This window comes from Streptomyces sp. PKA51 (genome assembly GCF_057552455.1).
This window is the reverse complement of record NZ_BAAJPZ010000022.1, coordinates 20,954-34,337: the sequence shown is the minus strand read 5'-3', so window position 1 is coordinate 34,337 and position 13,384 is coordinate 20,954. Positions and strand designations below refer to the sequence as shown.

Annotated in this window: 11 protein-coding genes; 7 read left to right on the top strand and 4 right to left on the bottom strand. The window is 73.6% G+C overall.

Annotated elements, in window-relative coordinates; translation table 11 throughout:
- Positions 1-93 precede the first annotated feature (93 nt).
- Complete coding sequence (locus AC27L3_RS25120; RefSeq protein WP_487236322.1) at positions 94-1,455, top strand: aminotransferase class V-fold PLP-dependent enzyme; 1,362 nt, start codon at positions 94-96, stop codon at positions 1,453-1,455.
- Between the two features lie 4 nt (positions 1,456-1,459).
- On the opposite strand, the gene AC27L3_RS25115 is transcribed toward AC27L3_RS25120, so the two are convergent.
- Positions 1,460-1,741: an Lrp/AsnC ligand binding domain-containing protein gene (locus AC27L3_RS25115; protein WP_487236321.1), complete on the bottom strand. Its 282-nt coding sequence runs from the start codon at positions 1,739-1,741 to the stop codon at positions 1,460-1,462.
- Positions 1,738-2,469 (bottom strand): rhomboid family intramembrane serine protease, encoded by a 732-nt coding sequence (locus AC27L3_RS25110; protein ID WP_487236320.1) that lies wholly within the window; start codon positions 2,467-2,469, stop codon positions 1,738-1,740. Before AC27L3_RS25110 ends, AC27L3_RS25115 begins: the two co-directional genes overlap by 4 nt.
- Before the next feature lie 215 nt (positions 2,470-2,684).
- On the opposite strand from AC27L3_RS25110, the gene AC27L3_RS25105 reads away from it, so the two are divergent.
- The 4 genes from AC27L3_RS25105 to AC27L3_RS25090 all read left to right on the top strand — a co-directional run bounded on the left by AC27L3_RS25105 (position 2,685) and on the right by AC27L3_RS25090 (position 7,824).
- A complete protein-coding gene (locus tag AC27L3_RS25105; protein ID WP_487236363.1) occupies positions 2,685-4,037 on the top strand; it encodes an NYN domain-containing protein in 1,353 nt (450 codons plus the stop codon).
- 222 nt (positions 4,038-4,259) lie between these two features.
- The gene (locus AC27L3_RS25100; protein WP_487236319.1) at positions 4,260-5,318 is read left to right on the top strand and encodes a C40 family peptidase; all 1,059 of its coding nucleotides are present in this window, start codon (positions 4,260-4,262) and stop codon (positions 5,316-5,318) included.
- Between the two features lie 251 nt (positions 5,319-5,569).
- A complete protein-coding gene (locus AC27L3_RS25095) occupies positions 5,570-6,643 on the top strand; it encodes a C40 family peptidase (protein WP_487236318.1) in 1,074 nt (357 codons plus the stop codon).
- 35 nt (positions 6,644-6,678) lie between these two features.
- Positions 6,679-7,824: a hypothetical protein gene (locus AC27L3_RS25090; RefSeq protein WP_487236317.1), complete on the top strand. Its 1,146-nt coding sequence runs from the start codon at positions 6,679-6,681 to the stop codon at positions 7,822-7,824.
- A gap of 91 nt (positions 7,825-7,915) precedes the next feature.
- On the opposite strand, the gene AC27L3_RS25085 is transcribed toward AC27L3_RS25090, so the two are convergent.
- Positions 7,916-9,154 carry a glycosyltransferase 87 family protein gene (locus AC27L3_RS25085; RefSeq protein ID WP_487236316.1) on the bottom strand — a complete coding sequence of 413 codons (1,239 nt, stop codon included), beginning with the start codon at positions 9,152-9,154 and terminating at the stop codon, positions 7,916-7,918.
- A 120-nt stretch (positions 9,155-9,274) separates the two neighbouring features.
- On the opposite strand from AC27L3_RS25085, the gene AC27L3_RS25080 reads away from it, so the two are divergent.
- The gene (locus AC27L3_RS25080; protein ID WP_487236315.1) at positions 9,275-10,429 is read left to right on the top strand and encodes a glycosyltransferase family 4 protein; all 1,155 of its coding nucleotides are present in this window, start codon (positions 9,275-9,277) and stop codon (positions 10,427-10,429) included.
- Positions 10,430-10,459: 30 nt separating this feature from the next.
- Here the strand turns inward: AC27L3_RS25080 and AC27L3_RS25075 are convergent, their stop codons facing one another.
- A complete protein-coding gene (locus AC27L3_RS25075; RefSeq protein WP_487236314.1) occupies positions 10,460-12,259 on the bottom strand; it encodes an AMP-dependent synthetase/ligase in 1,800 nt (599 codons plus the stop codon).
- A 278-nt stretch (positions 12,260-12,537) separates the two neighbouring features.
- Here AC27L3_RS25075 and AC27L3_RS25070 point away from each other — a divergent pair, with 278 nt between their 5' ends.
- Positions 12,538-13,305, top strand: a complete 768-nt coding sequence (locus AC27L3_RS25070; protein WP_487236313.1) for a metallophosphoesterase family protein — start codon at positions 12,538-12,540, stop codon at positions 13,303-13,305.
- Positions 13,306-13,384 lie beyond the last annotated feature (79 nt).

Below are 13,384 nucleotides of genomic sequence, written 5' to 3'. Positions count from 1 at the left end.
TTCCGTGATGCAGCGAATGCGCTAGGGCTCGAAGAGCCCCTTCTCCGCGTACCCCTCTTCCTCTGCTCGCCTGTTCACGTACGGGAGTTCGCCATGCCTGCCGCCACCGTCGCCACCGAGAGTCCGGTTCGTCCCCCGCTGCCCGTTCTGGGCGGCGACATCCGCGTACCGCTCGTCACCGGGGGCGAGGTGACGTACGCGGCCCTCGACTACGCCGCCAGCGCCCCGGCCCTGCGCCGCGTGTGGGACGACGTCGCCGCCTACGCGCCGTACTACGGCAGCGTGCACCGCGGCGCCGGCTACCTCTCGCAGCTGTCCACCGACCTCTTCGAGAACAGCCGGGCCACCGTCGCCCGCTTCCTCGGCTGCCGCGAGGACGACCAGGTCGTCTTCACCCGCTCCACCACCGACTCCCTCAACCTGCTCGCGACCGTCCTGCCCGCCGGCTGCCGGGTGTTCGTCTTCGAGACCGAGCACCACGCCGCGCTGCTGCCCTGGGGCGAGGGCCGCGTCACCTGCCTGCCCGCACCCCGCACCCCCGCCGAGGCGGTCGCGACCCTGGAGCGGGCGCTGGCGGACCGCGAGCCCCACGGGCCCGCGCTGGTCTGCGTCACCGGCGCCTCCAACGTCACCGGGGAGTTGTGGCCCGTACGGGAGTTGGCGGCCGCGGCGCACGCCCACGGCGCGCGCATCGTGCTGGACGCCGCCCAACTCGCCCCGCACCACCCCGTGGACGTCCGGGACCTCGACGTCGACTGGGTGGCCTTCTCCGGCCACAAGCTCTATGCACCCTTCGGCTCCGGGGTGCTGGCCGGCCGCCCCGACTGGCTGCGCGAGGCCGAGCCGTACCTGGCCGGCGGCGGCGCCAGCCGCCGGGTCACCCGGCTCCCCGACGGCCGCCTGGAGACCGAGTGGCACACCACCACCGCCCGGCACGAGGCCGGTTCGCCCAACGTCATCGGCGCCTATGCCATCGCCTCCGCCTGCCGGGCGCTGACCGAGGCGGGTTTCGAGGGCCTCGTCGCGCGCGAGCGGCAGCTGGTGGCCCGGGTGCGCGAGGGCCTCGCCGAGGTGCCGGGCGTACGGGTGCTGTCGCTGTTCGGCCCCGACGCCCCGCGCGTGGGCGTGCTCTCCTTCGTCGTGGAGGGCTGGAACAGCTCGCACCTGGCCGCCGCGCTGTCCGCCGAGTACGGCATCGGGGTCCGCGACGGGCTCTTCTGCGCCCACCCGCTGGTGCGCACGCTGCTGGGCACCGGGCAGGAGGAGGCGGGGGAGTGCGGTGCGCCGGGCGAGGGCCGTGCGCACAGCGCCGTACGCATCAGCTTCGGCGCCGGTACGCCCGACGAGCACGTGGAGCGGTTCGTCAGGGCGGTGCGCGAACTGGTCGCACACGGCGCCAGGTGGCTCTACCGCACGGAGGGCGGCCGCTGCGTGCCGGCGCAGCGGGCGGCGTGAGGCGTCAGTTGTCCAGGCCGATGGCGAAGGCCGCTTCCAGGTCGTGCTGGGAGTAGGTGCGAAAGGCGATGTGCGTCTCCGTCGAGGTGACGCCGGCGACCTTGCTGATCCGGCCCGGGATGACGTCCGCCAGGTCGTCGTGCCGGGCCACCCGCACGATCGCGATCAGGTCGTAGGCGCCGGTGACCGAGTAGACCTCGCTCACGCCGTCCAGCGCGGCGATCGACTCGGCGATCTCGGGGATGCGGTCCACGTCGGTCTTGATGAGCACGATCGAGGTGATCACGTCGTTCTGTCTCCTTCGGTGGACCCGGTTTCGGTGGCCCCGGCTGCGGCCCTCACTCTAACCGCAGGCGTCGGGTGCACCCAGGCGTAGCCGAATCCGAGTGCGAATCCCAGCACGTGGGCGAGGTAGGCAACGCCCGGCCGCCCGGCCTCCGTGCCCGCCGCCAGCCACTGCAGGGCGAACCAGAACAGCAGCACGACCCAGGCGGGAAAGCGCAGAGGCAGGAAGAAGAGGAACGGGAAGAGGCTGGTCACCCGGGCCCTGGGGAAGAGATAGAGGAAAGCGCCGAGCACACCGGAGATGGCGCCGGACGCCCCCACCAGCGTGCGGTCGGAGCCGGCGTGCACGACCGCGTAACCGAGCAGGGCCAGATAGCCGGTGACGAGGTAGCACAGGGCGAAGGCGGCGTGTCCCAGGTGCGCCTCGGTCATGGCACCGAAGACGTAGAGGAAGAGCATGTTGCCCAGCAGGTGCAGCCAGTTGCCGTGCACGAACAGCGCGGTGAGCGGGGTGATCAGATGCGTGGGGGAACCGTGCCACAGCTCCGCCGGCACCACCCCCCAGCGCTGGAAGTACTCGGTCTGCGCGGTCAGCAGGGCGGTGCCGCTGCCGTAGGAGGGACTGAGGCCGGAGGCGGGGCCGGCGAGGAAGACCACCCCGCACACGGTCAGGAGCGTCCAGGTCACCCAGGGGGTGCCCGCCTTCCCGGGCGCGGCCGCTGCGATCATGACCAGATCATGTCGTACCGGGCGCAACCGGCACCAAGCGCCTCGCCGGGAGGCGGCCATGGGCCCGCACCACCGTGTCCGGCGGCCCGCAGGCCGTAGGGTTACGAAGAGCACTCGACGAGGACGGACGAGACCATGATCGAGCTGGTGGAGCGGCCGGGTGCGACGGCCTGAGGAACGGGAGCGGTGAAGCGGTGGTGGAGCACAGGGACGGCGTGGAGGCGGCCGGTGACGCCGGCGGCGCCGACGACGGTGTCCTGGAGGTGCTCGACCGCCCCCTGCCCGAGGGCATCAGGCGGCGCGTCATCGGGCTCGTCGCCGATGCCTTCGGTCAGCTGACGGTCGCGGAACTGCCCGCACAGCTGCGGCAGTACGCCCGGTTCACCCCGAGCCGGCGCGCGAAGTTCGCCGGCAACGCCATGGCCGCCGCCGTGGAGGGCGACGCCGCCTTCCGCCAGCGCATCGCCGCCAAGCTGCGCGAGAGCGGCTCCGAACTCGCCGAGGCCCTGGAATCCGGCGCCCCGCCCGCCGCCGCCGACCCCGAGGACGTGGCGGCCATGGCCTTCGTGCTGCGCCCGCCCGGCTGGGTCAAGCTGGTCACCGCCGCCGGCGAGGAGGCCGCCCGGGCCGGCGCCGAGCGCGCCGGCGAGGAGGCGCAGCGCGAGCTGCAGCGCCTGCGCGAGGAGCTCGCGACCGTACGGGCCGAGGCCCGCACCGAGGCCGAGCGGGCGCGCGCCGAGCTGGACGCGGCCCGCAAGGAGGCCGAGACGCTGCGCCGCAAGCTGCGCAGCGCCGACAGCGACGTGCGGCGCGGCGAGGCGGCCCTGCGCAAGGCCCACGAGGAGCTGGAGGCCGTGCGCGCCGAGGCCGCCACCGACAAGGCGGCGGCCCAGGGCGAGACGCGCCGCGTCAAGGCCCGGCTGGCCGAGGCCGAGGCGGCCCTGGAGGCCAGCCGCCGGGCGGCCCGCGAGGGCCGCAGCGTGGAGGACATGCGGCTGCGCCTGCTGCTGGACTCCGTGCTGGACGCCGCCCAGGGCCTGCGCCGCGAACTGGCGCTGCCCCCCGTCTCCGTACGCCCCGCGGACACCGTCGACGCGATGCGCCCGGGCACCATGTCGCCCAAGGACATCGCCACCCGCGCCCTGTCGGAGACCGATCCGGCCCTCCTCGACCAGCTGCTGGCGCTGCCTCAGACCCACCTGGTCGTCGACGGCTACAACGTGACCAAGACCGGCTATCCCACCATGCCGCTGGACAAGCAGCGGCTGCGGCTGCTGGGCGGCCTGGCCATGCTGGCCGCCCGCACCGGCGCCGAGGTGACCTGCGTCTTCGACGGTGCGGAGCTGGCGGCCCCGGTGCTGCTCGCGCCGCCGCGCGGGGTGCGGGTGCTCTTCAGCAAGCCCGGGGTGACGGCGGACGAGCTGATCCGCCAGCTGGTGCGGGCCGAACCGCCCGGCCGGCCGGTGGTGGTGGTCTCCACCGACCGCGAGGTGGCCGACGGCGTGGCCAAGGCGGGCGCCCGGCCGGTCTCATCGGCCCTGCTGCTCAAGCGACTTGCCCGTCCCTGATCGTCGCCCGTCGGCTACGGAACGTGTCCGGCAGGTAAAGGATGGGGTTCTGACGGAATTTTTTCGCTTGAGAATTTGAAAGGATCACATTCCGCTCACTAGGGTCGGGCCTCGAACCTTCACTCGGCGATCATTCATTCGGGATGGTGGTGAAGGTCCCGCCGTGCGCGCGCGACCGCGCGGCACCGCCGGCGGCCGAGGCAGATGAAGGAGCTCGACTCCGTGGCGTCCCACCGTCGTCCCAAGCAGCCGAGCCGCGCCCGTGCCGGCGTGCTGACCGCGACCGCCGCAGCGGCCGTCGCCCTCTCCGCGCAGGCGGCCCACGCCGATGCGCCCTCCACCTCGGATGCCAAGGCCAAGGTCGACAAGCTCTACGAAGAGGCGGAGCAGGCCACCGAGAAGTTCAACGGGGCCAAGGAGAAGCAGGAGAAGCTGGAGAAGGAGGTCGGCGACCTCCAGGACAAGGTGGCCCGCGGCCAGGAGGAGCTCAACAAGCTCCGCGCCGGCATCGGCGCCATGGCCACCGCCCAGTACCGCACCGGCTCCCTCGACCCCGCCCTGCAACTGCTGCTCTCCTCCGACCCCGAGAGCTACCTGCGCGACGCCTCCACCCTCGGCCAGCTCACCGCGAAGCAGGCCGAGACGCTGCGCCAGATAGCCGCCAAGCAGCGCAGCCTGAGCCAGCAGCGCGCCGAGGCCACCGGCAAGCTCGCCGACCTCGAATCCACCCGCAAGGCGCTCAGCGAGAACAAGAAGGACATCCAGGGCAAGCTCGCCGCCGCCCAGGAACAGCTCAACTCCCTCTCCGCCAAGGAACGCGCCGAGATCACCGGCGAGAACGGCGGCAGCACCCAGGGCAAGGACGGCCACTCCACCGACGGCGCCCGCGCCGGCCGCTCCGCGAGCCGGCCCAACATCCCCGCCGGCTCCGGCCGCGGCGCCGCCGCCCTCGCCGCCGCCGACGGCAAGGTCGGCTCCCCCTACGTCTGGGGCGCCACCGGCCCCAGCTCCTTCGACTGCTCCGGCCTGACCTCATGGGCGTACGCCCAGGCCGGCGTCGACATCAGCCGCACCTCGCAGGAACAGGCCAACGACGGCACCCGCATCTACGACCAGAGCCAGCTCAAGCCCGGCGACCTGGTGCTCTTCTACGGCGACCTGCACCACGTCGGCCTCTACGCGGGCAACGGCATGACCCTGCACGCCCCCAAGCCGGGCGCCAGCGTGCGCTACGAGGCCATGAGCAACATGCCCTTCCAGTTCGGCGTGCGCATCGGCTGACGGGCCGCCACCGGGCGCGCCAGCGCGCCATGCCGCCCTTTCGAGGGAATGACCACTACGGCAACTGACCGCACGCCCCGCCGGTGACCTGCACCTTGGGCGGGGCGCCGGCATCTCGCACGAGCCTTCGCGGGCGAAGGTCTTTGAACACGGGGTGAGCGCGCCGCTACTGTCTGCCGCGCGGCGCCCGGCCGTCGTCCGCCCGTCACCGGGCGGCAGGGGCCGCACGTCAGGAAGGAGTGCGCCGCCCCGTGGCGTCCCATCGCCGTATCGCTCCCTCCGGCCTCGTCCCGGGCATGCGGGTCTCCGTGCTCTCCGCCGCCGTGGCCACCGCCGCGGCCGCCCTCTCGGCGGCCCCGGCCACCGCCACCCCCGGCGACGGCACCGAGGACGTCAAGCCCACCGGAACGGTGCGCGCCCAGCTCGACCGGCTCTACGAGCAGGCCGAGCGGGCCACGGAGAAGTTCAACGCCGCCGGCGAACGCGCCGACGCCCTGCGCCAACAGGTCGAACGGGCCACCGACCGCGTCGCCCGCGGCCAGGAACAGGTCAACCGCATGCGCGGCACCCTCGGCATGATGGCCACCGCCCAGTACCGCAGCGGCGCCGTCGACCCCGCCCTCGAACTGCTGCTCTCCTCCGACCCCGACGGCTACCTCGACAAGGCCAGCACCCTCGACCGGGTCACCGGACGCCAGGCCGAACAACTCCACGCCCTCCTCGCCGCCCAGCGCACCCTGCGCCAGCAGCGCCAGGAAGCCGCCCGCACCCTCGCCGAACTCGAGGACACCCGCCGGGCCGTCGACGCCCACAAACGCGAGGTCGAATCCCGCCTCTCCGCCGCCCGCCGGCTCCTCAACACCCTCCCCGACGCCGAGCGCGCCCAGTACGCCCGCTCCTCCCGCTCCGAGGAACGCCCCGCCGGCCCCCTGCACGCCGCCGCACCCGCCCTGCCCGACCTCTCCTCCCTCGGCGGCTCCGGCCGCGGCGCCCTGGCCGCCATGGCCGTGCGCCAGGCCGTCGGCCTGCCCTACGCCTGGGGCGCCAACGGACCCACCGCCTTCGACTGCTCCGGCCTCATGCAATGGGCCTACGGCCGCGCCGGCGTCGGCCTGCCCCGCACCTCCCAGGCCCAGCGGCACGCCGGACGCCACGTCTCCCTCTCCGAGGCCCGCCCCGGAGACCTCGTCATCTACCGCGACGACGCCAGCCACGTCGGCATGTACGTCGGAGGCGGCCAGGTCGTCCACGCCCCCTACCCCGGCGCCCGCGTGCGCTACGACCGCGCCGACATGATGCCGATCTCCTCCGTCACCCGCCCCTGAACCGGCCGCGCCACCCCTGCCCGTACGATGCGGGCGTGACAGGCGGTGGCGGAGGGAAACGACGGCGCGCGGCGTACGGAGCCGCCGCCGCAGCCCTGCTCGTCCTCGCGGGCTGCACCACCCCACCCCACGAAAGCGGCACCCAAGGCGTGCGCCGGCTGCTCGAACGCTGGGCCGCCGCCGTCCGCGACAAGAACGAGAACGCCTACCTCGACGCCGTCGACCCCGCCGCCGACCGCTACCGCGCCGACCGCCGCCGCGTCTACGCCAACCTCGCCGCGCTTCCCCTCGCCACCTGGGAATACCGGCTCAAAAGCCTCAAGGGCACCACCGCCGACGCCCAGCTGCGCTACCGCATCGCCGGCTACGGCGGCACCACCGCCACGGTGCCGGTCCGGCTGACCGTCGCACGGCACGGCGAACGCTGGTACGTCACCGGACAGGACGCCACCCGCGCCGGCAACCAGCTGTGGGAACAAGGCACCCTCACCGCCGTGCACGGCGCCAGCACCCTCGTCCTCGGCGTCGACCAGGACCGCGGCCGGCTCCAGGACCTCGCCGACCTCGCCGACCGGGCCGTACCCGCCGTCACCGCCGCATGGCCCGGCCCCTGGCCCCGGCGCGTCGTCGTCGAACTCCCCGCCACCCTCGACCGCATGGCCGCCCTCCTCGACTCCCCGCCTTCCAAATACCGCGGCATCGCCGCCGTCACCACCGAGGACCGCATCGTCGTCAACCCCGAGGCCTACGCCGAACTCGGCGACTTCGGACGGCGGATCGTGCTCACCCACGAGACCACCCACGCGGCCACGCGCGAGGCAACGACCCGCTCGACACCGATGTGGCTGTCCGAAGGCTTCGCCGACTGGGTCGCCTACCGGGGTGCGGGCCGCACGCCGCGCCAGGTCGCCCCCGAACTCGCCGGCGCCGTCGCCCGGGGCGAGGCCCCCGACCGGCTGCCGCCGGACGCCGACTTCGCCTTCGCGGGCGATGCGGGGCGCTTGGCGCGCGCGTACGAGGGGGGCTGGCTGGCGTGCCGCCTCATCGCGGAGCGGTGGGGCGAGGAGCGGTTGGTGGCCGCGTACCGCGCCGCCGGGCGCGGGGGCTTTTGGGGGACGCTCGGCGTGAGCGAGGCCGCCTTCACGGCCCAGTGGCGCGAGTACGTGGCGGAGGCGTTCTGACCGGTGCGGCCCGGTGGCCGGTTTGCGCCCACCCGTTCCGCCCTGCGGAACGCCTGCCCACAAACCGGCGGAGGGGCGGAGCCCCGAAGGGTCAGTGACCCACCAGTGCCGACTCGCGGGGCGGGTCCGGCTCCTGCGTGCCCGCCGCCCCCCGTGGGAGCACGGTCTCGCGCCACAGCCGGCGGCAGGAGATGACCGTCGCCGTCACCAGCAGCGCGTTGCGCAGGGTCAGCGTCGCCACCCCCAGCTTGTCGCTGGCGACGACGTGCGAGAACCAGATGGGGAACTCCAGTTGCGTCAGCGGCGCCGCAAGGAGCACCAGCAGCACCGGCAGCTGCTGCCGCGGGGTGCGCATCGTCACGCACACCGCGGCCAGCCCGATGAGCCACACCATGTACTGGGGGCTGATCACCCGGCTCGTCGTCGTGAACAGCAGCACCGCCGCGAACGCCGCGTCGTACGGCGTCGTCGCGGTGAAGCGGCGGGCCCGTACCCGCCACATCAGCAGCCAGGCGAAGGCCAGCACGCTCAGCAGCAGGGCCAGTGCGCTCACCGCGTGCACGTGCCGGCCCAGGAACTCCACCGAGCCGTAGTTCAGCCGGGCCTTGCCGTGCCAGCCGAAGTGCCGCGCCAGGTGGAAGACCAGCGAGCCCAGCGACTCGACCTCCGTGCCCCGGTCGCGCTGGAAGGTGAGGAAGGCCAGGGCCCCGGGCATCGCGGCGGTGAACAGCATGGTGAGCACCGCGACCGTCAGCAGGGCGGCGCCCCACGTGGAGCGGGTGCGGCGGCCGCGCGGGGTGCCGACGAGCAGCAGGACGGGCCAGACCTTCAGCAGCGCCCCGAACCCGGTGAGCGCCCCCGCCAGCCGGGTGCGGCGGCGGGAGGCGAACAGGGCCGCCACCGCGACGGCGGTGACCATCACGTCGTAGCGGGCGTAGACGATGGGCCCCAGCAGCGGCACTCCGGCGACCCACACCCACACGCCCAGCGGGCTGCGCCCGCCGCCGCGGGCCGCGTACAGCAGCATGCCCATGATGGCCGCGTCCGCGGCGAGACAGACGGTGAAGAAGGCGGGCGCGTAGCCGAGGAACGGCAGCAGGGCGGGGGAGAGGACCGCGAGCGCGGCGGCGGGCGGGTACTGCCAGGTGACGTCGTCGTACGGGTAGATGCCGGTGCTCAGCACCCCGTACCAGCCCTGGTAGATCACCTCGATGTCGACGGAGACGTCCGAGCCGGGCATGTCCCAGACGCGGAAGACGCACATCAGCAGTACGGCCCGGGTGACGGCCCACACCACGATCGAGAGTCGCAGACCAGTGCCCGCCACCATCACTCACCTCCGTCGCACCGTCACTGAAGGGAATGATGCCGTTCCGGGGCGCCACCGCGCGACGACGTGGCGGGACGTGGCGCGGTTCACCCCCCAATGCACCCGGTACTGTCGGCGGCGATGCACACGACCCGGCACAAGACCCTGATCGTCACCAACGACTTCCCGCCACGTCCCGGCGGCATCCAGGCGTTCCTGCACAACATGGCGCTGCGCCTGGACCCGGCGGGCATCGTCGTCTACGCCTCGACCTGGAAGCACGGCCACGAGGGCCGCGCGGCCACGGCCCGGTTCGACGCGGAGCAGCCGTTCGCCGTGGTCCGGGACCGCACCACGATGCTGCTGCCGACGCCGAGGGTGACCCGGCGCGCGTGCGAGCTGCTGCGGGAACACGGCTGCAGCTCCGTGTGGTTCGGGGCCGCGGCCCCGCTGGGGCTGATGGCCCCGGCCCTGCGCCGCGCGGGCGCGCGGCGGATCGTGGGCACCACGCACGGGCACGAGGCGGGCTGGGCGCAGCTGCCGGGCTCCCGGCAGCTGCTGCGGCGGATCGGCGAGGGCACCGACACCCTGACCTACCTGGGCGAGTACACGCGCTCGCGCATCGCCGCCGCCCTGACGGACGAGGCCGCGGCCCGCATGGTGCAACTGCCGCCGGGCGTGGACGAGAAGACCTTCCACCCCGCCTCGGGCGGCGCCGAGGTCCGCGCCCGGCTCGGCCTCGCGAACCGGCCGGTGGTCGTGTGCGTCTCGCGGCTGGTGCCGCGCAAGGGACAGGACACCCTGATCGAGGCGATGCCGCGGATCCTGGCGGCGGTGCCGGACACGGTGCTGCTGATCGTCGGCGGCGGCCCGTACGAGGGGGACCTGCGCAAGCTGGCCGTCGAGCGGGGCGTGGCGGACGCGGTCCGCTTCACGGGCGCCGTGCCGTGGGAGGAGCTGCCGGCCCACTACGGCGCCGGCGACGTCTTCGCGATGCCCTGCCGTACGCGCCGGGGCGGGCTGGACGTCGAGGGCCTGGGCATCGTCTACCTGGAGGCGTCGGCGACGGGCCTGCCGGTGGTGGCGGGCGACTCGGGCGGCGCCCCGGACGCCGTCCTGGAGGGCGAGACGGGCTACGTGGTGCGCGGCGGCTGCGCCGCACAGGCGGCGGAGCGCATCGTCACCCTGCTGCGCGACCCCGGGCTGCGCGAGCGCATGGGCCGCCGGGGTCGCGAGTGGGTCGAGGAACGCTGGCGCTGGGACCTTCTGGCGGAGCGCCTGAAGGAGCTGCTGTAGGGATCTCCCGGGGGGCCCGGGGCCCCGGGGCTACCCGTGGTAGATGGCCTCGATCTCGTCCGCGAAGTCCTTCGCCACGACGTTGCGCTTGAGCTTCAGCGACGGCGTCACATGGCCGGATTCCTCCGTGAACTGCCCCGGCAGGATACGGAACTTGCGCACCGACTCCGCCTTGGAGACGGCCGCGTTGCCGTCGTCCACCGCCTTCTGCACGTCCGCCAGCAGCTCGGGGTCGTCGGCGAGTTCGGCCGGGGTCAGGCCGGCCGGCTTGCCGTGGCGTTCCAGCCAGCGGGGCAGGAAGTCCTCGTCGAGGGTGACGAGGGCGCCGACGAAGGGGCGGCCGTCGCCGACGACCATGCATTCGGCGACGAGCGCGTGGGCCCGGATGCGGTCCTCGATGACCGCGGGGGCCACGTTCTTGCCGCCGGCGGTGACGATGATCTCCTTCTTGCGGCCGGTGATGCGCAGGAAGCCGTCCTCGTCGAGGGTGCCGAGGTCGCCGGTGTGGAACCAGCCGTCGCTCATCGCGTCGGCGGTGGCCGTCTCGTTGTTCCAGTAGCCGGTGAACAGGTGCTCGCCGTGCAGCAGCACCTCGCCGTCGTCGGCGATGCGGATCACCGAGCCGGGCAGGGGCTGGCCGACGGTGCCGATGCGGGGCTTGTCCCAGGGGTTGAAGGCGGTGGCCGCGCAGGACTCGGTCAGGCCGTAGCCCTCCAGCACGGTGAAGCCGATGCCGCGGTAGAAGTGGCCGAGCCGCTCGCCGAGGGGGGCGCCGCCGGAGATGGCGTGCGTGGCGCGGCCGCCGAGGACCGCGCGCAGCTTGGAGTAGACGAGCTTGTCGAAGACCTTGTGCTTGATCCGCAGCCCGAAGGAGGGGCCGGCCGGGGTGTCCAGGGCGCGGCTGTAGGCGATGGCGGTCTCGGCGGCCCTGTCGAAGATCGCCCCCTTGCCGTCGGCCTGGGCCTTGGCGCGGGCACCGTTGTAGACCTTCTCGAAGACCCGGGGCACGCCGAGCACGAGGGTGGGGCGGAAGCCCTGCAGGTCCTCGGTGAGGTTGCGGATGTCGCTGACGAGGCCGAGCTTGATGGGCGCGAGGACGGAGGCGACCTCGACCAGCCGGCCGAAGACGTGCGCCGCGGGCAGGAAGAGCAGGACGGAGGACTCGCCGGTGTCGAACAGCGGCTTGAGCCGCTCGACGGCGTTGCCGCACTCGGCGAAGAAGGCCCGGTGGCTGAGCACGCAGCCCTTGGGGCGGCCGGTGGTGCCGGAGGTGTAGACGATGGTGGCCGGGGAGTCGGCGGTGGCCAGCGCGCTGCGCTCGTCGACCTCCTCGTCGCCGATGCCCGCGCCGGCGTCGCGCAGCTTCTCGATCGCGCCGCCGCCCTCGATCCGCCACACGTGGGCGAGGTCGGGCAGCCGGTCGCGCACCGAGTCGACGGCCTCCTCGTGGGCCTCGGTCTCCACCAGGCAGGCCACGGCGCCGGAGTCGCCGAGGATCCACTGGATCTGCTCGGGGGAGCTGGTCTCGTAGACCGGGACGGTGACCGCGCCGGCGCTCCAGATGGCGAAGTCCAGCAGGGCCCACTCGTAGCGGGTGCGCGAGAGCAGGCCGATGCGGTCGCCGGGCTTGATGCCGGAGGCCATCAGGCCCTTGGCGGCGGAGCGCACCTCGGCGAGGAAGGCGGCGGCGGTGACGTCCTCCCAGCGGCTGCCGACCTTGCGTCCCACGACCGCGACATCGGGGTGCACGGAGGCGTTCCGGCGGATGAGATCCGTCAGGTTGCCGTCGGCGGGGACCTCGTACAGGGCCGGAAGGCTGAACTCGCGCAAGACTGCTGCTCCTCGTCGGGCGCCGGCGCCGCCGCGTCGTCGAGGGGCGCTGCGTCGGCTGCGGTCCATTGATCAGGCAGGGGGGTGTTGGACAGCGTGGACTGCCCGGACGTTACCCACCAGTACGTCTTTCGAATAGAGGGTCACGCCCAGATGTTCCGTGCGTCACATGCCACCGGACCGCTCCCCGCACCCTAGCCCCTCCGCCGGGTAACCGGGAAGTAACCGCAGGTCGGGGCCCTTCCTGTGGCAGCCGCCCGCGCCCTAGGGTGAGCGGCATGCGAGTCCATGTGGTCAGCGACGTGCACGGGAACGCCGAGGGGCTGGCGCGCGCCGGCGACGGCGCGGACGCCCTGATCTGCCTCGGCGATCTCGTCCTCTTCCTCGACTACGCCGACCACTCGCGCGGCATCTTCCCCGAACTGTTCGGCGTCGAGGCCGCCGACCGCATCGTCGAGCTGCGCACCGCCCGCCGCTTCGAGGAGGCCCGCGCCCTCTCCCGCGGCCTGTGGGCCGCGGTGGGCGGCGACCGCGCGGCCGTCGTCGAGCAGGCCGTGCGCAAGCAGTACGCGCAGCTGTTCGCCGCCTTCCCCACCCCCACCTACGCCACCTACGGCAACGTCGACGTGCCGCCCCTGTGGCCCGAGTACGCCCGCCCCGGCACCACCGTGCTCGACGGCGAGCGCGTGGAGATCGGCGGGCTGGTCTTCGGCTTCGTCGGCGGCGGCCTGCCCTCGCCCATGCGCACCCCCTACGAGATCGACGAGGAGACCTACGCCGCCAAGCTCGCCGCCCTCGGCGAGGTCGACGTGCTGTGCTCGCACATCCCGCCCGACGTGCCGGAGCTGTGCTACGACACCGTCGCCCGCCGCTTCGAGCGCGGCAGCGCCGCCCTGCTGGAGACCATCCGCGCCGTGCGCCCTCGCTACGCCCTCTTCGGTCACGTCCACCAGCCGCTCGCCCGGCGCATGCGCGTGGGCGCGACCGAGTGCGTCAATGTCGGCCACTTCGCGTCCACGAGCACACCGTGGGTGCTGGAGTGGTGACGCGCAGCGGGAGGTAGCCTTCACCGGCAGACAACGATCGCCGGGAATCCCATCCGGCAAGCCGACGCCGCGCACCGGT